General features: G+C 59.9%; 19 protein-coding genes. 9 read left to right on the forward strand and 10 right to left on the reverse strand.

Features of this window, described 5'->3' with window-relative positions:
* Positions 1 to 20 precede the first annotated feature (20 nt).
* Entirely contained in the window at positions 21 to 1,421 is a 1,401-nt protein-coding gene (gene lpdA / locus ASC74_RS00715; protein ID WP_056738531.1) for a dihydrolipoyl dehydrogenase, read from the reverse strand.
* Positions 1,422 to 1,637: 216 nt separating this feature from the next.
* Here lpdA and hflK (ASC74_RS00720) point away from each other — a divergent pair, with 216 nt between their 5' ends.
* The 5 genes from hflK (ASC74_RS00720) to cfaB all read left to right on the forward strand — a co-directional run bounded on the left by hflK (ASC74_RS00720) (position 1,638) and on the right by cfaB (position 9,000).
* Positions 1,638 to 3,596: a protease modulator HflK gene (gene hflK / locus ASC74_RS00720; protein WP_056739101.1), complete on the forward strand. Its 1,959-nt coding sequence runs from the start codon at positions 1,638 to 1,640 to the stop codon at positions 3,594 to 3,596.
* Positions 3,593 to 4,627: a protease modulator HflC gene (hflC, locus tag ASC74_RS00725; RefSeq protein WP_056738533.1), complete on the forward strand. Its 1,035-nt coding sequence runs from the start codon at positions 3,593 to 3,595 to the stop codon at positions 4,625 to 4,627. Before hflK (ASC74_RS00720) ends, hflC begins: the two co-directional genes overlap by 4 nt.
* Complete coding sequence (hflK, locus tag ASC74_RS00730) at positions 4,624 to 5,682, forward strand: protease modulator HflK (RefSeq protein WP_056738535.1); 1,059 nt, start codon at positions 4,624 to 4,626, stop codon at positions 5,680 to 5,682. Before hflC ends, hflK (ASC74_RS00730) begins: the two co-directional genes overlap by 4 nt.
* Entirely contained in the window at positions 5,679 to 7,589 is a 1,911-nt protein-coding gene (locus ASC74_RS00735) for a cation-translocating P-type ATPase (protein WP_056738537.1), read from the forward strand. The genes hflK (ASC74_RS00730) and ASC74_RS00735 overlap by 4 nt, the downstream gene beginning before the upstream one ends.
* 226 nt (positions 7,590 to 7,815) lie before the next feature.
* Complete coding sequence (cfaB, locus tag ASC74_RS00740; protein ID WP_056738539.1) at positions 7,816 to 9,000, forward strand: C17 cyclopropane fatty acid synthase CfaB; 1,185 nt, start codon at positions 7,816 to 7,818, stop codon at positions 8,998 to 9,000.
* On the opposite strand, the gene cls is transcribed toward cfaB, so the two are convergent.
* A complete protein-coding gene (gene cls / locus ASC74_RS00745; RefSeq protein WP_056738541.1) occupies positions 8,997 to 10,436 on the reverse strand; it encodes a cardiolipin synthase in 1,440 nt (479 codons plus the stop codon). The genes cfaB and cls overlap by 4 nt on opposite strands.
* A gap of 132 nt (positions 10,437 to 10,568) precedes the next feature.
* Here cls and ASC74_RS00750 point away from each other — a divergent pair, with 132 nt between their 5' ends.
* Positions 10,569 to 11,090, forward strand: coding sequence for a DUF3617 domain-containing protein (locus ASC74_RS00750; protein ID WP_056738543.1), 522 nt, complete (start codon positions 10,569 to 10,571; stop codon positions 11,088 to 11,090).
* A gap of 23 nt (positions 11,091 to 11,113) precedes the next feature.
* Here ASC74_RS00750 and ASC74_RS00755 read toward each other — a convergent pair whose 3' ends face one another.
* From ASC74_RS00755 to folE2, 7 genes are read right to left on the reverse strand one after another with little or no spacing between them, the layout of a single operon-like run.
* Positions 11,114 to 11,995, reverse strand: a complete 882-nt coding sequence (locus ASC74_RS00755) for a His/Gly/Thr/Pro-type tRNA ligase C-terminal domain-containing protein (RefSeq protein WP_056738545.1) — start codon at positions 11,993 to 11,995, stop codon at positions 11,114 to 11,116.
* 17 nt (positions 11,996 to 12,012) lie between these two features.
* On the reverse strand, positions 12,013 to 13,350 hold the full coding sequence (locus ASC74_RS00760; protein ID WP_056738547.1) for a dihydroorotase: 1,338 nt from the start codon (positions 13,348 to 13,350) through the stop codon (positions 12,013 to 12,015).
* Positions 13,351 to 13,352: 2 nt separating this feature from the next.
* Positions 13,353 to 13,913: a gamma carbonic anhydrase family protein gene (locus tag ASC74_RS00765; protein ID WP_056738548.1), complete on the reverse strand. Its 561-nt coding sequence runs from the start codon at positions 13,911 to 13,913 to the stop codon at positions 13,353 to 13,355.
* Complete coding sequence (locus ASC74_RS00770; RefSeq protein WP_056738552.1) at positions 13,910 to 14,785, reverse strand: metal ABC transporter substrate-binding protein; 876 nt, start codon at positions 14,783 to 14,785, stop codon at positions 13,910 to 13,912. The genes ASC74_RS00765 and ASC74_RS00770 overlap by 4 nt, the downstream gene beginning before the upstream one ends.
* Positions 14,786 to 14,796: 11 nt before the next feature.
* Complete coding sequence (locus ASC74_RS00775; RefSeq protein ID WP_056738554.1) at positions 14,797 to 15,663, reverse strand: metal ABC transporter permease; 867 nt, start codon at positions 15,661 to 15,663, stop codon at positions 14,797 to 14,799.
* Positions 15,663 to 16,331 (reverse strand): metal ABC transporter ATP-binding protein, encoded by a 669-nt coding sequence (locus tag ASC74_RS00780; RefSeq protein ID WP_056738556.1) that lies wholly within the window; start codon positions 16,329 to 16,331, stop codon positions 15,663 to 15,665. The genes ASC74_RS00775 and ASC74_RS00780 overlap by 1 nt, the downstream gene beginning before the upstream one ends.
* Positions 16,328 to 17,224 (reverse strand): GTP cyclohydrolase FolE2, encoded by an 897-nt coding sequence (folE2, locus tag ASC74_RS00785; protein WP_056738559.1) that lies wholly within the window; start codon positions 17,222 to 17,224, stop codon positions 16,328 to 16,330. The genes ASC74_RS00780 and folE2 overlap by 4 nt, the downstream gene beginning before the upstream one ends.
* A gap of 88 nt (positions 17,225 to 17,312) precedes the next feature.
* Between folE2 and ASC74_RS00790 the strand changes: the two genes are divergently transcribed.
* Positions 17,313 to 18,509: an N-acetylmuramoyl-L-alanine amidase gene (locus tag ASC74_RS00790; protein ID WP_056738561.1), complete on the forward strand. Its 1,197-nt coding sequence runs from the start codon at positions 17,313 to 17,315 to the stop codon at positions 18,507 to 18,509.
* Here ASC74_RS00790 and ASC74_RS00795 read toward each other — a convergent pair.
* Positions 18,506 to 18,883, reverse strand: coding sequence for a hypothetical protein (locus ASC74_RS00795; RefSeq protein WP_056738563.1), 378 nt, complete (start codon positions 18,881 to 18,883; stop codon positions 18,506 to 18,508). The genes ASC74_RS00790 and ASC74_RS00795 overlap by 4 nt on opposite strands.
* A 143-nt stretch (positions 18,884 to 19,026) precedes the next feature.
* Here ASC74_RS00795 and zigA point away from each other — a divergent pair, with 143 nt between their 5' ends.
* Both zigA and ASC74_RS00805 read left to right on the forward strand, forming a co-directional pair.
* A complete protein-coding gene (gene zigA, locus ASC74_RS00800; RefSeq protein ID WP_056738565.1) occupies positions 19,027 to 20,235 on the forward strand; it encodes a zinc metallochaperone GTPase ZigA in 1,209 nt (402 codons plus the stop codon).
* A complete protein-coding gene (locus ASC74_RS00805; RefSeq protein WP_056738568.1) occupies positions 20,235 to 20,885 on the forward strand; it encodes a DUF1826 domain-containing protein in 651 nt (216 codons plus the stop codon). Before zigA ends, ASC74_RS00805 begins: the two co-directional genes overlap by 1 nt.
* The last annotated feature ends 3 nt before the right edge of the window (positions 20,886 to 20,888 follow it).

A 20,888-nucleotide genomic window follows, 5' to 3' on the forward strand; every position in this document is an offset into this window, starting at 1 on the left:
AACGATCAGGGGCGAGACCATTACATCTGAGTCGCCATCCCCTCCACATTCATCGCCGCCTGGCGCAAGGCCTCGGAGCGGGTCGGGTGTGGATGGCAGGTCAGGGCAATGTCTTCGGCAGAGGCGCTGAACTCCATGGCCACGCAATATTCGCCAATCATTTCGCTGACGCTTGGGCCCACAAGGTGCACGCCGAGAATCTCGTCGGTGCGCTCATCGGCCAGCACTTTGGCGAAGCCTTCGGTTTCGTGATTGATCTTTGCCCGGCTGTTGGCGGTAAAGGGAAACTTGCCGACCTTGTACGCACGACCTTCAGCCTTCAGTTGTTCTTCGGTCTTGCCGACGCTGGCCAGTTCGGGTTTGGTGTAGATCACGTTGGGGATCAGGTCGTAGTTGACCTCGGCCGCCTTGCCGACAATCTGCTCGATGCAGACCATGGCCTCGTCCTCGGCCTTGTGGGCAAGCATCGGCCCGGACGTCACGTCGCCGATCACCCAGATGCCAGCCGCTTCAGTGCGATGGCCCTTGTTGGCAAGCATGCCGCGTTTATCCGTGGCGAGGCCGACGTTTTCCAGCCCCAGGCCTTGGGTGTAAGGCCGGCGTCCGATGGATACCAGCACGTAATCCGCTTCAATCGTTTCGGCCGTGCCACCGGCGGCGGGCTCGACGCTGAGCTGAACGCCGGTCGCCGAGGTTGTGGCGCTGGTGACTTTGGAACTCAATTTGAAGTTGATGCCCTGTTTACTCAACGAGCGTTGCAGGGTTTTGCCTGCTTCACTGTCCACACCGGGGCAGATCCGGTCGAGAAACTCGATCACCGTCACCTGAGCTCCCAAACGCCGCCACACCGAACCCAGCTCCAGACCGATCACCCCGGCGCCGATCACCACCAGATGCTTGGGTACTTCGGTCAGCGACAACGCGCCCGTCGAATCGAGGATGCGTTTGTTGTCGATGTCCACACCGGGCAGGGGAGTGGGCTCGGAACCGGTGGCGATGATGATGTTCTTGGTGTTCAGTTCGGTCTTGCCGCCCTGGCTGTCGGTCACCGTCACTTTGCCGGGCCCGTCGATGTGGCCCCAGCCCTTGACCCAATGGACTTTGTTTTTGCGAAACAGAAACTCGATGCCCTTGGTCAACCCGGCAACGCTTTCATCCTTTTGTTTCATCATCTGCGCGAGGTTAAGCGTGGGTTTGACGTCAATCCCCAGGTTGGCGAATTCCGCGCCCATGGCGGCGTCGTAGAGTTCGGAGGCGTGCAGCAGCGCTTTTGATGGCATGCAACCGACGTTCAGGCAGGTGCCGCCGAGCGTGGCGCGTCCTTCGACGCAAACCGCTCTGAGGCCCAACTGACCGGCGCGGATCGCCGCGTTATAACCACCGGGGCCTCCGCCCAGAATCACGACGTCATAGATGCTCATGGTGTACTCCTGGAGTGAATCGGATCGGAATGGGTAAAACGTAGTCCTTGGGTAAAATTACGAACGTAATATGTGCGTTCCGCAGCATTTCGGTCAAGGCTTCAGCCAAGCGACAGGTTGAGCGCCTTTAGATACAGCATTTAAGAACGGAAATTTCACGGCTTTCGTTATACCGTAACGTATTGCGATATGAGCAACGATAAACACTGGGGTGGTATGCAAGTCGATCTCGATGTCGATGGGACGCAAGTAGCCGGGCTGCCGCGTTTCCAGCAGGCGGTTTTTCAAGGGCGACGATTGCGTCAGTTCGCAATCGGTCTGGGCGCTCTTGCGGCGGCAGGTTGGTTGCTGGCGTTTTTCGTCGGGCTGTTTGCGCCGCAGTCGCTCTGGCCAGCATTGCTGGTCAATCAGAGCGCCGGTTTGCTGGTGCTGGTCGCCGGTTTGCAATCGGCCTGGTGGGTGACGCAGTGGCGCGCGCGGGCGTTGAACCCGGTCGTGCAGGTCGTCGTTGCTGACGAAGTCGTTGCCCCGGTGGGCTGGTACGAACGGCTGCTGGATCGGCTCAGTCAGCGATGGCTGCGAATGCTGGTGCAGATCGGCGCCCCGACGCTGTGGCTCGCGGGTTGGTCGCTGTTGACGTTGTTGAGCATCGAACAAGTCTGGAACCTTGCACTGCCGCCGACCTCACTGGGAGTGTCGGCCAGTGTCGGTGCGGCGCTGTCGTTGTTGCTGGCCTTCGGTTTACTGGTACTGGAGCGTCAACTGGCGCAGGAAAACGTCGCGCAATGGCCCGAGGCAGCGTCGTTGGCGCAGCTGACACGGGTGGCGATCATTGGCCTGGTGCTCAGCGCTTTGTGCCTGTTGTTGGGTAGCGAAACCTCGGTATGGCCGGCGCGTTTGGCGGTACTGATTGGCTTGCTGCCAGGGTTGGTCGCCGCCGAGCTGCTGTTGCGTGCCCTGCTGTCGTTGTTCAGTCCGCAGCGCGAACAACTCGAACCTGCCTTGCTGGCGCGCAGCTTCGTCGCCGACATGCTGCGCTGGCCGCCGCAACCTTTGCTGGCGTTGCAGCACGAATTGCACAACCGCTTCGGCATCGACCTGCGACAGATCTGGGCCTTCACCTACATGCGTCGGGCATTTTTGCCGGTGCTGGCCGTGGTCTCGATAGTGGGTTGGTCACTGACCGGCATTCACGAAATCCCAATGCAAGGGCGAGGCATCTACGAGCGTTTCGGGAAACCGGTGGAGGTGTTCGGTCCCGGTCTGCACGCGGGTTTGCCCTGGCCTCTGGGCCGAGTGTTGAGTGTCGAGAACGGTGTGGTCCACGAGTTGGCCACCAGTGTTGGCGACACACCGGCACCGGTCGTGGCTGAACCCGCCGAAGGCCCGGCGCCCGCGATTGCCAATCGCTTGTGGGACGCCAGCCATGTGAACGACAAATCCCAAGTCATTGCCAGCAGCCGAGCCGACAGGCAGAGCTTCCAGATCGTCAACATGGACGTGCGTTTCGTCTACCGCATCGGCCTGAGCGATCAAGCAGCATTGGCCGCGACCTACAACAGCGCTGATGTCCCGACACTGATCCGCAGCACCGCCAGCCGAATTCTGGTCCACGATTTCGCCTCGCGAACCCTCGACGGTTTGCTCGGCGAAGACAGGGTAGGGCTTGCCGAAGAGATTGGTCGGGCGGTACAGGCTGACTTGCAGAAACTCGACAGCGGCGTGGAAATTCTCGCCACCGTGGTCGAGGCGATTCATCCGCCGGCCGGTGCTGCCAATGCCTATCACGGCGTTCAGGCTGCGCAGATTGGCGCCCAGGCATTGATTTCCCGCGAGCGCGGTGCGGCGGCGGAAGCCACCAACCAGGCGCAGTTGCAGGCCAGCATCGCTCGCGATCAAGCGACCGCCAGCGCTCGTGAAGTCAACGCCACCGCCCAAGCGGCGGATCTGCGGTTCAGCGCCGAGCAAAAGGCCTACGCCAGCGCCGGCCAGGCCTTCGTGCTGGAGCAGTACTTCAGCCAACTGTCCCAGGGCCTGGCCAATGCCAGATTGCTGGTGCTCGATCATCGTCTGGGCGGCAGCAGTAACGCGCCGACCATCGACTTACGTACGTTCACGCTGCCGGCTGACCCTGCGCCGGCGCGTAAAACCGCTCAGCCAGGAGCTGCCAATTGAGCCAGTCGCACACTCACGATCACGATGACCACACTGGCCACGATCACGGCCATGGCGGGCATCACCACGGCCATCACCACCACGGTGATCCCCAAGAAGCGGGCCCGTTCCCATGGCGGCGAATGGGCTGGGCAGCGTTGCTGGTAGCGTTCGCCATCGCGGCGGCGAGCCTGGTGCAAGTGCGTTCGGGGGAGGCGACGGTGATCACCCGTTTCGGTAATCCGTCACGGGTATTGCTGGAACCAGGTCTTGGCTGGCGCTGGCCTGCTCCTTTTGAAGCGGCGATTCCTGTCGATCTGCGACTGCGCACGACCTCGAGTGGTTTACAGGATGTGGGTACGCGGGACGGTTTGCGCATCATCGTTCAGGCTTATGTGGCCTGGCAGGTTCAGGGTGACCCGGACAACGTGCAACGCTTCATGCGCGCCGTACAGAATCAGCCGGACGAAGCAGCGCGGCAGATTCGTACGTTTGTTGGCTCTGCGCTGGAAACAACGGCCAGCAGTTTTGATCTGGCTAACCTGGTGAACACCGATGCCAATCAAGTACACATCGCTGATTTTGAAGCGCAGTTGCGTCAGCAAATCGATCAGCAACTGCTGACCACTTATGGTGTGCGGGTGCTGCAAGTCGGTATCGAGCGTCTGACTTTGCCGTCGGTAACCCTCACCGCTACGGTCGATCGCATGCGTGCCGAGCGTGAAACAATTGCCACCGAACGCACGGCCATCGGCAAGCGCGAAGCGGCGCAAATCCGTTCCGCTGCCGAACGTGATGCACGAATCGTACAAGCCGATGCGACGGTGAAAGCGGCCGATATCGAAGCACAGTCGCGCGTTGAAGCCGCGCAGATTTATGGTCGCGCCTATGCCGGATCACCACAGCTCTACAACCTGCTGCGCTCCCTCGACACGTTGGGCACGATCGTCACTCCCGGAACAAAACTGATTTTGCGCACCGACGCCGCGCCGTTCCGGGTGTTGGTTGACGGTCCGCCGACCCTTGATAACAAGTCCGGGTCGCAGCCATGAAATTAGTTCCACGTGGAACAAATGAGTTAAGCAGTCCCTGGATTCAGGCAGGGCGATTGGCTTTTTTGGCCCTTTACGCCGTGACAGTGCTAGCCGCTTTGGTGTGGGCGTTTTCCAATGTGCGGCAGATCGATCCGCAAAATCGCGCGGTGGTTTTGCACTTTGGCGCGCTGGATCGCATCCAGAATGCTGGCCTGCTATTGGCCTGGCCCCGTCCGTTTGAGCAGGTGATTTTATTGCCTGCGGCGGATCGGGTGATTGAGCGTCGGGTGGAAAATCTGCTGCGCACAGATGTCGCGTTGCAGGCAGACCGGGCAGCGAGTTTCGCCACACCGATCAGCGATGCACTCGCCGGCTCCGGTTATTTGCTCACCGGTGACGCGGGCGTGGTGCAACTGGATGTGCGGGTTTTCTACAAAGTGACCGAGCCGTACGCCTTCGTTCTTCAAGGCGAACATGTGTTGCCGGCATTGGATCGATTGGTGACTCGCAGCGCGGTGGCCCTGACTGCCGCACGAGATCTGGACACTATTCTGGTTGCCCGACCGGAGCTGATCGGCGCCGATAGTCAGGCTGCTGAACGCCGCGAACGGTTGCGCGGTGATCTGGTGCAAGCCATCAATCAGCGCTTGGCGGACCTGACCGCGACCGGTCAGGGGTTAGGCATTGAAGTGACGCGGGTCGACGTGCAATCGAGTCTGCCCGGCCCAGCGGTCAACGCCTTCAACGCTGTTCTGACTGCCAGTCAACAAGCCGATAAAGCTGTGGCCAATGCTCGCACTGAAGCCGAGAAACTGACTCAGACCGCCAACGAACAAGCCGATCGCACGCTGCAAGTCGCTCACGCCCAAGCGAGCGAACGTCTGGCCAAAGCCTCGGCTGACACGGCCACGGTATTGAGCCTGGCCAAGGCGCAACAACAGGGCACCGACCCGCAAATGCTGCTGCGCATCTACCGCGAGCGGATGCCGAAGATTCTCGGCCAGGCCGGCTCAGTGACCACGGTCAACCCGAAAGACGATTCCCGCCTGATCATTCAGGGAGCTGCACAATGACCACCCAAACCGCCGCCGCACCGAGCATGTTGTCCTCGGCTGAACAACGCAGCGCCGCACGTCAATTGACCCTGGCCATGCTCGCATTGGGCCTGCTCGCGCTCGGCTTGACCTGGCGCTGGTTGTCGCCGGAGCAAACGGGCGTCAGTCAATTGCTGCTGGGCTTTGCTTCGTTACTGGTGGCCGTGCCCGTGATGCGCTCCGCCTGGTACAGCCTTCGCTATCCAAGCCTGCACGGGATCACTGATCAATTGATCGCCCTGGCCATGCTGGGGGCGTGGGCCACGGGTGATCTGCTGACCGCGGCGTTGCTGCCGATCATCATGATCTTCGGCCACGTGTTGGAAGAGCGCAGCGTGATCGGCTCGCAGGAGGCGATTCGCGCCCTCGGCAAACTGACGCGCAGCCACGCGCGCAAAGTTCAGGCCGATGGCTCCATCGTCGAAGTCGATAACGGCACACTCAAGGCCGGCGACCTCGTCGAGGTGCGCGCGGGTGATCGGGTGCCGGCGGATGGTCGGGTGTTGTCCGGTCAGGCGAGCCTGGACACCGCTTCGATTACCGGCGAATCGGTGCCGATGGAGGCGGGCGTCGGCATGCAAGTCTTCGGTGGCGCGATCAACCTCGACGGTCTGCTGCGCATCGAAGTGACCCGCACCGGCAATGAGTCGACCCTCGGCAAAGTCATTGCGCTGATGCAAAGTGCCGAACGTTCCAAACCACCGATCACGCGTTTGCTGGAACGCTACGCCGGCAGCTACATGGTGCTGGTGTTGCTGCTGGCCGCCGTGACCTGGTTCGTTACTAATGATGCTCAGGCCATGCTCGCGGTGTTGGTGGCGGCCTGCCCTTGCGCGCTGGTGTTGTCGGCACCGGCCACGGCGATTGCCGGGGTGGCGGTGGCGGCTCGTCACGGAATTCTGATTCGCAGCTCCGCGTTCCTTGAAGAGTTGGCAGACCTGACTTCACTGGTGGTCGACAAGACCGGAACCCTGACCTTCGGCACCTTGCGTTTGCAATCCATCGACAGCCCAATCGAGGATCGTAGCCACGTCCTCAAGCTCGCTGCCAGCCTTGGGTCTGCCAGCAGTCATCCGGTCAGCCGCGCGCTCGCCGGGCTGGTCACCCAGGAACATTTTCTGCTGCTCTCCGACATCCACGAGCGTCAGGGGCTGGGTGTGGTGGCGATGACGGAGCAGGGCGAGGCGGCGCTCGGTCGTCCGGAGCTATTCGCGCAATTGGGCATCGCCACTTCAAGTGTCCCCGACCACGATGGCCCGATTGCCGGGCTGGCGCTCAACGGTGAATTCCTCGCCTGGCTGTTGCTGGCCGACAGCGTCAAACCCGAGGCTCGATTTGCTTTGAGCGAGCTACGTGAGTTGGGGTTGGGCCGGCAGTTGCTGCTGACAGGTGATCGACAAAGCGTCGCGCGCACATTGGCGCGAGATGTCGGGATCAGCGACGTTGAAGCTCAAGCGTTGCCCGAGGACAAACTCAATCGCGTGCTGAAGGAAATCGGCAACGGCTTCCGGCCGATGGTCGTGGGCGATGGGATCAACGATTCGCTGGCGCTCAAGGCCGGTGTGGTCGGCGTCGCCATGGGCGCGGGTGGGGCGGACATTGCGCTGGCCTCGGCCGACATCGTCCTGATCGGCAGCGACCTGCGTCGACTCGGCACATGTGTACGCTTGAGTCGCCAATGCAGGCATACGTTGCAGGTTAACGTGATCATCGGTCTGGGCTGGACGCTGGCGATTGTTGCCTTCGCCGCCTTCGGTTGGCTTGGCGCTGCGGGGGCGATGATTGCTGCGTTGTTGCACAACTTCAGCACCTTGCTGGTGTTGGGGAACGCCGGGCGTTTACTGCGTTTTCAGGAACCATTGCTCAAGCTTGAGGATGAGGATTGAGTACGCCGGGTGAATGCTCTAAACAGCGCGATCAGGGGCGGTTTCAAGTTTTCAGAACTGTACGACGAATTCGTAGTCATCTAGGTGAGGGCAATCACTTTTGTGAATTCGCGACGGTGGGTTCGAGCGTTACGAATCATAGAAAAGGGCTATTAATTCGATAGCCAGCTATTTTTCAAGGATGGTCTACCCTCACATCAGACGTCTGAAACAAGAGGGTCTATCCATGCTCGCGCACCTTCCCCCGGCCTTACAGAATCTGCAGTTACCGCTACGCCTGCGACTCTGGGACGGCCATGAATTCAACCTGGGGCCGACGCCCAGCGTCACTATTGTGGTCAAGGACCCACAAATGGTTACCCAGTTCACTCACCCAAGCCTGGACGCGCTCGGAGCGGCGTTTGTCGAAGGTAAACTTGAGCTGGAAGGCTCCATCAGCGACGTGATCCGCGTCTGCGATGAGTGGAGCCAGGCGTTGCTCGGCGATCAAGACAGTCAGCCAGTGCGCACCGCTCACGACAAAGAAGCCGACGCCAAGGCGATTTCCTACCACTACGACCTTTCCAATGCGTTTTATCAGCTGTGGCTCGACAGTGACATGGCGTATTCCTGCGCCTATTTCGAGACCGGCAGTGAAACCCTTGAACAGGCCCAACAAGCCAAATTCCGCCACCTGTGCCGCAAGCTGCGGCTGCAACCAGGGGAATATCTGCTGGATGTCGGCTGTGGTTGGGGCGGACTGGCACGGTATGCGGCTCGGGAGTTTGGCGCGAAGGTGTTCGGGATCACACTCAGTAAAGAGCAACTGGCACTTGCCCGTGAACGGGTGACTGCCGAAGGCCTGGACGATCTGGTCGAACTGCAACTGCTCGACTACCGCGACCTGCCTCAGGACGGTCGCTTCGACAAAGTGGTCAGTGTCGGCATGTTCGAACACGTTGGCCACGCCAATCTGGCCGAGTACTGCAAGACCTTGTTCGGTGCGGTGAAAGAGGGCGGGCTGGTGATGAACCACGGGATCACCGCCAAACACATCGACGGCCGTCCGGTGGGGCGCGGTGCCGGCGAATTCATCGAGAAATATGTGTTCCCCAATGGCGAGCTGCCGCATCTGTCGATGATCTCCGCCGAGATCAGTGAAGCTGGGCTGGAGATCGTCGACGTCGAGAGTCTGCGCCTGCACTACGCGCGTACCCTGGACCACTGGAGCGAACGCCTGGAAGACAATCTGGAAGCGGCTTCCAGGCTGGTGCCAGAGCAGGCCTTACGGATCTGGCGGCTGTACCTGGCGGGATGCGCTTACGCGTTCGCCAAGGGTTGGATCAATCTGCACCAGATCCTGGCGGTGAAAGCCCACCCCGATGGCAGCCATGAGCTGCCATGGACGCGAGACGATATCTACAACCCTTAAAGTATCGGTGAAATAAGCCGGGCGACCCGCATGCCGACCTGTTGCAGGCGGCGGGTCTCCCGGCTTTCTTCTTTGGCGATCTCGTGAGCCTGGGCGAAGTCATCGTTGAGCATCTGTTCTACTTCGGCGGCAAACGCGCTGTCGACCGTCAACAACATCACTTCAAAATTCAGCCGGAACGAGCGGTTGTCCAGATTGGCACTGCCAATGGCGCTGATTTCGCTGTCGATCAACACCACTTTCTGATGCAGGAATCCCGGCTCGTAGCGGAACACCCGCACGCCAGCGCGCACGGCTTCGAAGGCATACAGGCTGGAGGCGGCGTAGACGATTCGGTGGTCCGGTCGTGAGGGCAGCAGCAGCCGCACATCCACACCTCGCAGAACCGCCAGCCTTAATGCCGCGAACACGGCTTCGTCGGGGATGAAATACGGGCTGGTGATCCACACCCGCTCGGTTGCCGCATGGATGGCCTCGACGAAGAATAACGAACAGGTTTCGTAGGAATCCGCCGGACCGCTGGCGAGCAATTGGCAGAGCACGCCGTCGTCCGGGTAAGCGTCCGGCAGGATCAGCGGCGGCAATGAACGGGCGGCCCAAAACCAGTCTTCAGCAAACGATTCCTGCATGCAGGCCACCACCGGCCCGCGTACTTGCACATGGGTATCGCGCCACGGCGCGAGGGGTGGTTTCTCGCCCATGTACTCGTCGCCGACGTTATGCCCTCCGACGAAACCCAGTACTCCATCGACCACCACAATCTTGCGGTGGTTGCGGAAGTTGACCTGGAAGCGGTTGAGCCAGCCGCTGCGGGTGGCAAAGGCTTTGACCTCGACGCCAGCATCGCGTAACGGTTGCACGTAACTGTGAGGCAGGGAATGGCTGCCGATGCGGTCGTACAATAAATAAACCGCCACGCCTTCGGCGGCTTTCTGCAGTAGCAAAGTTTGCAGGCGTTGGCCGAGGCGATCGTCGTGGATGATGAAAAACTGAATCAGCACCGCTTCTTTCGCGTTGCTGATGGCTTCAAAAATGGCGTTGAAGGTGGCCTGGCCGTCGATCAGCAAACGCACTTCGTTGTTCGCCAGGCACGGCATGCGCCCCAGTTTCGGCATGGCCCTCAAGGACGCGTAAGCATTTGAGGCGCGAGCGGTCAGCGCCTCTTCTACCCAAGGGCGCCAGTTGAGCTCGGAGATAGCCTTGCGCATTTCTTCGTTGGCCTGGCGCCGAGCCTTGATGTAGCCATCGAAGGTACTGCGGCCGAAGACCAGGTAGGGGATGAGCGTGAGGTAGGGAATAAACAGCAATGACAGGGCCCAGGCGATCGATCCCTGGGCGGTCCGGACGGTGAGCACGGCGTGGATGGCAGCGATCAGGCCCAGCGTATGTAGCAGTGCAATCATGTAGCCGAAAATATGCGGTCCAAAGTAATCCATGGGGGCAGCCTTGCTCCTGAAGATTCAATGCTTAACAGACCATGTTCCGTGCAGAATGTCGCTATTTAATTGGCCCATGAACCGAAGCCACTGGCTGACGTCTAACGGCCACTACTGATCAGGAGTTACTCGATGAACGTTCGTCTTCTGGGTTTGGCCATGGCTATTGGTTTGTCACTTCCTGTGGCCGCTCAGGCGCAGATGTTGCAACCCGGTTTGTGGGAAATGACCACAAGCAACATGAAGGTCGATGACCAGAATCTCCCGGATTTGCAGCTGATCCTTGGCCAGTTACAGAGCCAGATGACCCCTCAACAGCGCGCGCAGCTCGAAAAGCAGGGCATCACCATGGGCGGCAAAGGGATTCGGGCTTGTCTGACTCCGGAGCAGGTGAAGACCGACAATATTCCGCTGACCGATCCACAGTCGGGCTGCAAGCAGGAAATCACCGACCGCACCGGGAATCAGTGGAAATTCCGCTTCAGCTGTCCGAAAGCGCAGGGCGCCGGTGTCGCCACGTTCCTCAGTGATCGTGAGTTCACCACCAAGGTTAACGGCACGTTCAATGCTACCGGTATTCAGCAGAAGGGTAGCCTCGAAAGCCGCGCCGTGTGGTTGGGGCAGGATTGCGGGACCGTCAAGCCGAGAGCTTAAAAGCCCGCCAGCAGGCCCGCGCCCTACATGACTGTGTGGGAGCGGGCCTGATTCAACCACTCACACACCGTTTCAACGCTCATCCTGCCGAAATCCTCTCCAGTGCGGCTGCGCACACTGACAAACCCGCCTTCTTTTTCTTTCTCCCCGATCACCACCAGATACGGCACGTGCAGACTGTGCTCGCGAATCTTTTGGCGGACTTTCTCGTGACGCAGATCCGCGCGGGCGCGCACGCCACTTCTGCGCAATGCCTCGGTTACCGACTGCGCGTAATCCGCCTGACGTTGGTCCATGCTGACGATCATGACGTGTGGCGGCGTCCGCCAGTTATCGAGCTCTTGTTGGCAGGACCAGCACGTACCGTAAATCCGTTGCGGCAACGTATCGCTGATGTGGTCGAGGGTGAACGCTTGCAGCACTCTGGTCGCGGGGACATGCGGGCCAGCGGTCGTAGACTCGAAGTTCCCCAGGCGGTACAGCGGTGTCTTTCCTTGACGGCGAATTGAGTGATTGGTCGCCGCCAGAGCCTGCATGCGGGCTTCGATCAGTGGCAGGTCTGCCTGCGTTAAGGATCGCTCGACAGAAAACTCATGAAAGAACCCGTCGCCCAGCGCCGTTCCTGAGTGCAATTGCACCTGTGGATGGAGTTGTTTAACGGCCATGGCCAGCATCAGTGCACAGGAGCGTCGCAGGATCTCCAGCCCATCGGGCTCTTGAGGCGTGACGATACTGACCCGGGCATCGGCCTCGATCATGAACTCACAGTCCACCAGGATGCCGTCCACTCGGCCGGCCACCGCCGCTTTTGCCAGCCCGGGTCCGATACTCGCGGCGAGTTCGTACACCGACAGTGGCTGGTCGTATTCACGCAATGAACCATCGCTCAGGGTGATATGAATCATGTCGGTGCTCTCGAGTGCTAGCGCATAAACCGTAGTGGTAAACCCAGGCAGTTGTCATTAAGACGTTTGTCGTGCCAGGCAATTTGCCCCGACACGATCGTGGTGCTGACGCTGTGCCGGAATCGCTGTCGGGCAAAAGGCGTCCAGCCGCATTGAGACAGGATCGGCTGCTGGGAAACGGCGACACCACCGGGTTCCGGTTTGATCAGAACGAGGTCGGCCCAATAGCCTTCGCGCAGATAACCGCGGTCGGGAATGGCGAACAGATCGGCGACCCGGTGACTGGTCTTGGCCACGAGTGTAGTGATCGGCAACACTTCATCCGCGACCAGTTCCAGCAACGCGGGCAGGGCGTGTTGCACCAACGGCAAACCGGAAGGTGCCTGACTGTACGGCCGCTGTTTTTCGGCCCAGGTGTGGGGCGCATGATCGCTGCCGATCACGTCGAGCCTATGGCTCAGCAATGCTTCGCGCAAGGCGTCGCGGTCGGACTGGGTTTTGATCGCCGGGTTGCACTTGATCAGGTTGCCGAGGGTCGGGTAATCCCGGTCATCGAACAGCAAGTGGTGCAGGCAGACTTCGGCGGTGATGCGTTTCTGGGCCAGCGGCTTGTCCTCGAACAACGCCAGTTCGCGGGCGGTGGTCAGGTGCAGAACATGCAGTCGGGTGCCGTGACGCCTGGCCAGGTCCACGGCCATGGAGGAAGAGCGAAAGCAGGCCTCGGCGTTACGGATCAGCGGGTGGGCCGCAGCAGGAATGTGTTCACCGAACAAGTCACGCAGGTTCGCGGCATTGGCGTCGATGCTGGGCGTGTGTTCGCAGTGGGCCAACAAAAGGGTCGGCACCTCGGCGAATAGCCGCTCCAGAATCTGTGGGTCATCGACCAGCATGTTGCCGGTGGAAGCGCCCATGAACACTTTGACGCCGGCTACTTCACAGGGATTCAGCGCGGCGACGGTGTCGAGATTGTCGTTGCTCACGCCGAAATGAAAGCCGTAATTGGCGACTGAGTTGATCGCCGCTCGACGCTTTTTGTCGGCCAGTGCGCTGAGGGTCAGGGTCGCCGGATTAGTGTTGGGCATGTCCATGAAGCTGGTGATGCCACCGGCCACCGCCGCCCGCGATTCGGTGTAGAAGCTGCCCTTGTCTGGCGAGCCTGGATCGCGGAAGTGCACTTGGTCGTCGATCATTCCGGGCAGCAGCCATTGCCCTTGTGCATCGATTTCCACGTCGGCATTTTCACCGTGGATGCTGCTGGCGATCTTCACGATTCGACCGTTGCTCACCAACAGATCACCGTCAAACTCACGGTCTTCATTCACCAGCCGGGCATTGCGAATCAGCACGCTGCTCATGGTCAGAACTCGTTCTGCAGGGCTTTGTAGCCGCGCACCAGGTCGACGTTGGTGCGCGCCACATCTTCGGAAAACTCCGAGGCGCTGACGCTCACCGGTGGGAACTGCGACAGATCGGTCTTCGGGCCGATGCGGGTGGTGGAGGGCACGTAGAAGTCTTCGGGCAAGTCGCGACCGTCGACTACCGAGTTGTGGCGCACCACGCAACCGTCACCGACTGCGCAGTTGAACAGCACGCTGTTGAACCCGATAAACACCCGGTCGCCAACCTTGCACGGACCATGAACGATCGAGCGGTGGGCGATGGAACTGAACTCGCCGATGGTCACTGCCGCGCCGGACTTGGAGTGGATCACCACGCCATCCTGGATGTTCGAGTTGGCGCCGATGGTGATCGGTTCCATCTCGCCTGAGGCATCCACCTCGTCGGCCCGAATTACCGCGTAAGGACCGACGAAGACGTTCTCGCCGATCACCACTTTGCCGCAGATGATGGCGGTTTTATCCACGTAGGCAGATTCGGCTATCACCGGCAAATCACCGGAAGGATTCTTGCGGATCATGGCTTGCTCAACGCGTTGTACAGAGTGTTGAGGTTGTACTCGAACAACCCGACAAAGGTGCTGGCCGGACCGGTAGCTGCGAGCGCATCGGAGTACAACGTGCCACCGATGTTCGCGCCGCTTTCATCGGCAATCTGCTTGAGCAGGCGTGCATCCTTGATGTTTTCCATGAACACGGCTTTGACCTTGGCCTGGCGAATCTGGGTGATCAGTGCAGCGACTTTCGCGGCTGACGGTTCGCGCTCAGTGGACAGACCTTGAGGGGCCATGAAGTCGATGCCATAAGCCTGACCGAGATAACCGAAGGCGTCATGGGACGTCACGATTTTGCGATTGCCCGGTGGCAGCGAACCGAGTTTGACCTTGGCTTCGGCAAGCAGCGCGTAGATCTGTTTCAGGTAGGCCTGACTGTTGCGTTCGTAGTCGTTTTTATTCGTCGGGTCGGCGGCGATCAACGCCTTGGTGATGTTGCTGATATACAGCTCAGCGTTCGCCAGATTGTGCCAGGCATGCGGGTCGGGAATCGTCTCGCCATCTTCATCCAGGGAGCGCGGGATGACGCCGTGACTCGCGCTGATCACCGGCGCTTTGGTCTCGGTGCTGGTCACCAGACGGTCCAGCCAAGGCTCGAAACCCAAGCCGTTTTTGATGATGAGTTTGGCTTTGAGCAACGCCTTGGCATCGTCAGGTGTCGGCTCGTACGTGTGAGCATCGGCGTCCGGGCCGACCATGTTGGTGATCTGGATATGGTCGCCGCCGACTTGATGGGTCATGTCGGCGAGGATGCTGAAACTGGTGACTACCTGAAGTTTTTCCGCAGCAGACAGCGACATCGACAGCAGCAAACTGAACAGCACGAGTAGAACGCGCATCGGGTAACACCTCATTGGGATGTGAGCAAAGGCGGGCGGCGCAGCAAACCGTGCACCGGTCCGAACACCACGGACAGCAGATACAAACCGCCAGCCACCAGCACGATCGCCGGGCCACTGGGCAGCGAGTAGTAGAACGACAGCAAGAGTCCGAGCCACACCGAGAGGCAGCCGAGCAGGGCGGCGATGGCCATCAATGTCGGTAAGCGACGACTCCAGAAGCGAGAAGCGGCGGCGGGCAACATCATCAAACCGACGACCATCAGCGCGCCGATGGCTTGAAAACCGATCACCAGATTCAGCACCACCAGGGTTAGAAATACGCCGTGAGCCAAGGGGCCGAGTCGGCTGACGGTCTGCAGAAAGAGTGGGTCGAGGGTGTCCAGCAACAGTGGTTTGTAGATGAAGGCCATGGCGATCAGGCTGAAGCCGGAGACCCAGAGCATGCCCGTCAACGTCGGGCCATCGACCGCCAGCGCCGAGCCAAACAACAGGTGCAACAGGTCCAGACGTTTGCCGGCGATGCCGAGGATCAGCACACCGCAGGCGAGGGAGATCGGGTAGATCGCGGCGAGGCTGGCGTCTTCTCGCAGGCCGGTTCTACGGGTGATCCAGGCGGCGAGTCCGGCCATGCCGAGACCGGCACCGAGGCCGCCGACGGTCAGCGCCGGCAGACTCAATCCGGCGAACCAGAAGCCCAATGCGGCCCCCGGCAGAATGCCGTGAGCCACCGCGTCGCCGATCAAACTCATGCGGCGCAGGATCAGAAACACGCCCAATGGTGCGGTGCTGCATGCCAGAACCAACCCGCCGAGAAGTGCTCGACGCATGAACACGAACTCTTGGAACGGTTGCCAAAGATGAGCGGTCGCGAGCATCAGGCCACCCGCGTATGGGGTTGTTGGTGGATCAGATCAACGCTCGACCCGAGGACGCAGCCGGTGCTTTTGATCAGCAACGTTCGAGGTATGTGTTGGCGAACGGCGGCCAGGTCATGGCACACGATCACTTGGGTTCGGCCTTCGGCATGCCAGGCGTGAATGTGTTTCCAGAGCAGCGCTTGGCCGAGCTCGTCGAGGGCGGCGTGGGGTTCGTCGAGCAATAGCAGTGGCGAATCCGCGAGGCTCAAACGGGCGAGCAGGGCACGCTGTAATTCGCCTCCGGACAAGGCCATCAACGGGCGCTGTTCCAGTTCGCTCAGACACCAGTTTTCCAGCACGGCTTTGAGGCGTTGTCTGCGTATCTCGGGAGACTGCGTGCTACCCCAGAAACCGGCGGCCACTAACTCTTGCAAGCTGATGGGGAATTGGCGATCCAGGTGTTGTTGCTGAGGTAGGAACGAGAGCTTGCCCTTGCGTGGAACATCCAGGATGACTTTGCCGGTCAGCGGTTTTTGCAAACCCGCGATGACTTTAAGCAGGCTGCTTTTACCCGAACCGTTCGCACCGATTACGGCGGTGAGACTTCCTTTGGTCAGTTCGAAATCCACGGGTGGAGTCAGTGGTTGGCCGGGTGCACCCCATCGCAAGGCTTGGCAATGAATCATGCGGCCTCCCAATTCCAGCGGCTTTCGGCGACGGCATCGTGGGCGTGAAGGCTTTCCGCGTGGACGACTCGTAGGTGGAAGGCGTTGATGCCGGGGGAGCGTTTCAGGGCCAGGTTCAAACGTCGTGCGGCGTCTTCGCAGAACATCAGGTTCTGCCCGTTGGCCAGCGCGAAGGCTTGTTCGTCGGCGCGTTTTACGGCGGTTTGTACGGCGGTGCCGAGGGCCGCTTCAGCGTCGTTGATGATCGCGATCAGCGGCAAGTCATCCAAGAAGTCATCCAGTCGAAGCCGCAATTCAGCATTGCTCCGTTGGCTGTGAGGCGTTGCAACGATGCCTTTTGTGGAGCCGAGCCAAGCCAACACATCGGCGTGTTGCAACGGCTTATTGGCGAAGTCATCGATGAATTGCTGCTGAATCAGCTGCCGGGAAAGCGCGGCCGAACACGGGCAAGTCGAGGAATAAGGCACGTCGATTTTTAGTTCCACGTGGAACATCGCGTTTTTCAAACGTGCTTCGATGCTCACTGGATAGGTTTTCCAGCCGGCCAATGGACTGACCAGCGCCGGTCTTTTGAGCAGTAAATCGGTGTGGATTTTTAAGTACGCGCTGTTGGACAGACCTTCATGCGTCTCGAGAAAACTTTGCAAAACTTTCCGCAACAAGGCGGGCGTCAGGTTTTCTCGCTCGAGAATTTCCAGCGCCAAGTACAGCCGCGACATATGAATACCGCGCGCCTCTCCATCATCAAGGCTAACGCCGGCGTCGGCTTTCGCACTCAGCCGTTGGCCATCGAACAAAACAGGAAGAGCAATGCCGCACATGCCCACCCACTCAAGTGGCAGGGCTTGGCGTGAGGCCTGCGCGGCGATATCCGGCAGAGTCAGCGCATTCATGAGCAGAGGTCCATCGTGGGAGTCGATTCTGTATGTTATGTTATTACATTAAAATCAACCATGCCTTTTTCATGAACAGGCTTTCATCATGCACAGACGTCACTTGCTCAATCTGATCCTGGCCAGCGCGGCCTTCGCTTTACCGTTTGGCGTCTCGGCCACTCAGATTCGCAATGCGCGGCTCTGGCGTTCGGATGAAAAGTTGCGATTGGTGTTCGATCTGAGCGGGCCGGTGCAATACAAGACGTTTTCCCTGAGCGCTCCCGAACGGCTGATCATCGATCTGAGTGGCGCCAACCTCAGTGGCGACTTCAGTCAGTTGGCGCTCAGCAACACAGTGATTCGTTCAATCCGCTCCGGACAATTTGGCCACGGTGATACACGGATCGTCCTTGACCTCAGCAGTCCGGTGCAGCTCGCCAGTTTTTTACTGCCGCCACAGGACTGTCAGGGCCATCGACTGGTACTCGATCTGAAGACGGCTGCGCCGTTACAAATGGCGGCAGCGACCGAGACGACCGTCGACAAGGCTCATCCCAAGCGCGACATCATCGTCGTGGTCGACCCTGGTCACGGTGGCAAAGACCCCGGCGCGGTCGGCGCCAAAGGTGAGCGTGAGAAAGACGTGGTGCTGTCCATCGCCCAGCTATTGGCCAAACGGCTGAAACGCGAGAAGGGCTTCGACGTGAAACTGGTGCGCAACGACGACTTCTTCGTCCCGTTGCGCAAGCGTGTGGAGATCGCTCGCAAGCACAACGCCGACATGTTCATCTCGGTGCATGCCGATGCGGCGCCGCGTCTCACCGCGTCAGGCGCTTCGGTCTACTGCCTGTCCGAGGGTGGAGCAACCTCGGCGACAGCGCGTTTCATGGCGCAACGAGAGAACGGCGCAGACCTGCTGGGTGCTACCAGCCTGCTCAATCTCAAAGACAAGGACCCGATGCTCGCCGGGGTGATTCTCGACATGTCGATGAACGCGACCCTCGCCGCCAGTCTGCAGTTGGGCAGCACGGTGCTCGGCAGTCTGGCGGGCATCACCACGCTGCATCAGAAGCGCGTGGAGCAAGCGGGATTTGCGGTGCTGAAGTCGCCGGACGTGCCGTCAATCCTGGTGGAAACCGGCTTCATCTCCAACGCTCGCGACAGTCAGCGACTGGTCACCGCGCGTCACCAGCAGGCCGTAGCCGATGGCTTGTTCGAAGGACTGCAGCGCTACTTCCAGAAAAATCCGCCGGTAAACAGTTACATCGCTTGGCAGCAAGAGCAGAAGAAATCCCAGGCCTAACATCCCGTAATTCGGCTACAGGTGAACTTGCCGCTGCCGCCACCGGAACTGGAAAACCGATTGATCGTGGTCCAGCCGACGCGGCGGTTGTAACCGACCCAGGCCTCGCCATCGGAAGCGAGCCCAGTGAAGAACGTGAGTTGCCCGTAGCGACTGTTGGTCTGCGCCCAATGGCGTTTTCCGGCCGCTTCGAAGCCCCGCAGATAGATCGTGTTTCCGACGGTGTTGACGCTGTAGGCGTTGCCGTCGCCATCCACGCAGGCCAGCAGATTGGCGCTTCGGGTGCATTTGGCCAGGCTCGGGATTTGCGCCCAGGCATCGACAGCGACCAGCAGCGAAACGCTCATCAGCGCTATTTTCAGGGCTACACGCATAGGATTTCTCACGGACCGAACGGGCTTGAGCATCGTGCCTTTTGTCATCGTGGACAAGAGGAGAGTGGCTTGATTGTGTTGTTATACTATAACATCAAGTTAAGCCCGACACTGCGACCGGGCATCTCTGTGAGGAATACCTGATGCCCAATCGTCTCCCCGTCACCGTCCTGTCGGGCTTTCTCGGCGCTGGCAAAAGCACGCTGCTCAACTACGTGCTGCGCAATCGCGACAACCTGCGCGTCGCCGTGATCGTTAATGATATGAGCGAAATCAACATCGATGGCGGCGAAGTCCAGCGCGATGTCAGCCTGAACCGCGCGGAAGAAAAACTGGTGGAGATGAGCAATGGCTGCATCTGCTGCACCTTGCGCGAAGACTTGCTGGAAGAGGTGAGCAAACTCGCCAAGGAGGGTCGCTTTGATTATTTATTGATCGAGTCCACCGGCATTTCCGAGCCACTGCCCGTGGCGGAAACCTTCACCTTTCGCGATGAAGACGGGCAGAGCCTGGCCGACATTGCCCGGCTCGACACCATGGTCACCGTGGTCGATGGCATGAACTTCCTGCTCGACTATCAGGCCGCCGAAAGCCTCGCATCCCGTGGTGAAACCTTGGGCGAGGAAGACGAACGCTCGATCACCGACCTGTTGATCGAACAGATCGAATTCGCCGACGTGATTCTGATCAGCAAGATCGACTTGATCAGCAGCAGCGAACGCCAGGAGCTGATCGCGATCCTTGAGCGGCTTAACGCCCAGGCGGAAATCATCCCGATGGTCATGGGCGAAATCCCCTTGGAGAAGATCCTCAATACCGGTCGTTTCGACTTCGAGAAGGCCGCCCAGGCGCCGGGCTGGTTACAAGAACTGCGTGGCGAACACGTGCCCGAAACCGAGGAATACGGCATCGCCTCGACAGCCTACCGAGCACGCCGACCGTTTCATCCGCAGCGCTTTTACAGCTTCATCGACCGCCCGTGGGTGAACGGTAAACTGCTGCGCTCCAAGGGCTTCTTCTGGCTGGCCAGCAAGCACATGGACGCCGGTAGCTGGTCCCAGGCCGGCGGATTGATGCGCCATGGTTTCGCCGGACGCTGGTGGCGTTTCGTGCCGAAAACCCAGTGGCCGCAGGACGAAGAAAGCACCGCCGGGATCATGGAAAACTGGACCGCAACCACTGGCGATTGCCGCCAGGAACTGGTGTTCATCGGCCAGAACATCGACTTCGCGCAACTCATCAGCGAACTCGACAATTGCCTGCTGACCGACGATGAAATGGCGTTAGGCATCGAGGGCTGGCGACTACTGCCAGATCCATTTGGCCCGTGGCATGAAGAGGCGGCAGCCTGATGTTGGCACCCAGTCTGAAACTGCGCCCGATCATTTATCAGGTTCAAGGTGAGACGCCGCAAGCGCTGACCCGAATACTGGATGACGGCGTAAACCTCGCCGTTTGGCAGCGCCAACTGCCGGCGCACATCGCTGATTTCGGGCGTTTGCTGCTGTCACTGAACGAGCCGTTGGCCGAGTCGCTGGTTCTGGAATTGCCCAGCGATGACACCAAACCCAATCTTCATGGATTAGCCTCAGGTTTCAGTGATCTCGAAGGTTACGAAGGCTTCATCGCCGACGTCGCCTGGCTGGTCAGTGCTTTCGCCTGTTTGCTGGGCGCCAAGCGTGTCGGCCTGCGCCTGCGGGTCCTGGACAAGGCCATGTGCCCGCGTTTCCATGTGGATCACGTGCCGGTGCGGTTGATCACCACGTATTCCGGGATCGGCAGCCAATGGCTGAAGGAAGGTGCGATGGATCGCCGACAACTGAGCAAAGCCGAAGCCGAACCCCAGGACGGTCCGCTGATCGAGCAGATCGCTAGCGGCGAAGTCGCGTTACTCAAAGGCGAGAAATGGCATGGCAACGAAGGCTTCGGCCTTATTCACCGCTCGCCACAGCTTGCGTCCGGTGAGCGGCGGCTGATCCTGACGCTTGACTGGCTGAGCTAGCGG

It is taken from the genome of Pseudomonas sp. Root329 (assembly GCF_001424925.1).
GTDB lineage: Bacteria > Pseudomonadota > Gammaproteobacteria > Pseudomonadales > Pseudomonadaceae > Aquipseudomonas > Aquipseudomonas arabinosi.

Bases quoted from the DNA above. Each gene is read 5' to 3' on its own strand.
- hflK (WP_056738535.1), top strand. From the start codon at position 4,624: ATGAAATTAGTTCCACGTGGAACAAATGAGTTAAGCAGTCCCTGGATT.
- ASC74_RS00805 (WP_056738568.1), top strand. From the start codon at position 20,235: ATGTTGGCACCCAGTCTGAAACTGCGCCCGATCATTTATCAGGTTCAA.
- ASC74_RS00750 (WP_056738543.1), top strand. From the start codon at position 10,569: ATGAACGTTCGTCTTCTGGGTTTGGCCATGGCTATTGGTTTGTCACTT.
- ASC74_RS00780 (WP_056738556.1), bottom strand. From the start codon at position 16,331: ATGATTCATTGCCAAGCCTTGCGATGGGGTGCACCCGGCCAACCACTG.
- ASC74_RS00770 (WP_056738552.1), bottom strand. From the start codon at position 14,785: ATGCGCGTTCTACTCGTGCTGTTCAGTTTGCTGCTGTCGATGTCGCTG.
- hflK (WP_056739101.1), top strand. From the start codon at position 1,638: ATGCAAGTCGATCTCGATGTCGATGGGACGCAAGTAGCCGGGCTGCCG.
- ASC74_RS00795 (WP_056738563.1), bottom strand. From the start codon at position 18,883: ATGCGTGTAGCCCTGAAAATAGCGCTGATGAGCGTTTCGCTGCTGGTC.
- ASC74_RS00790 (WP_056738561.1), top strand. From the start codon at position 17,313: ATGCACAGACGTCACTTGCTCAATCTGATCCTGGCCAGCGCGGCCTTC.
- cls (WP_056738541.1), bottom strand. From the start codon at position 10,436: ATGGATTACTTTGGACCGCATATTTTCGGCTACATGATTGCACTGCTA.
- ASC74_RS00755 (WP_056738545.1), bottom strand. From the start codon at position 11,995: ATGATTCATATCACCCTGAGCGATGGTTCATTGCGTGAATACGACCAG.
- zigA (WP_056738565.1), top strand. From the start codon at position 19,027: ATGCCCAATCGTCTCCCCGTCACCGTCCTGTCGGGCTTTCTCGGCGCT.
- cfaB (WP_056738539.1), top strand. From the start codon at position 7,816: ATGCTCGCGCACCTTCCCCCGGCCTTACAGAATCTGCAGTTACCGCTA.
- ASC74_RS00760 (WP_056738547.1), bottom strand. From the start codon at position 13,350: ATGAGCAGCGTGCTGATTCGCAATGCCCGGCTGGTGAATGAAGACCGT.
- lpdA (WP_056738531.1), bottom strand. From the start codon at position 1,421: ATGAGCATCTATGACGTCGTGATTCTGGGCGGAGGCCCCGGTGGTTAT.
- ASC74_RS00735 (WP_056738537.1), top strand. From the start codon at position 5,679: ATGACCACCCAAACCGCCGCCGCACCGAGCATGTTGTCCTCGGCTGAA.
- folE2 (WP_056738559.1), bottom strand. From the start codon at position 17,224: ATGAATGCGCTGACTCTGCCGGATATCGCCGCGCAGGCCTCACGCCAA.
- ASC74_RS00765 (WP_056738548.1), bottom strand. From the start codon at position 13,913: ATGATCCGCAAGAATCCTTCCGGTGATTTGCCGGTGATAGCCGAATCT.
- ASC74_RS00775 (WP_056738554.1), bottom strand. From the start codon at position 15,663: ATGCTCGCGACCGCTCATCTTTGGCAACCGTTCCAAGAGTTCGTGTTC.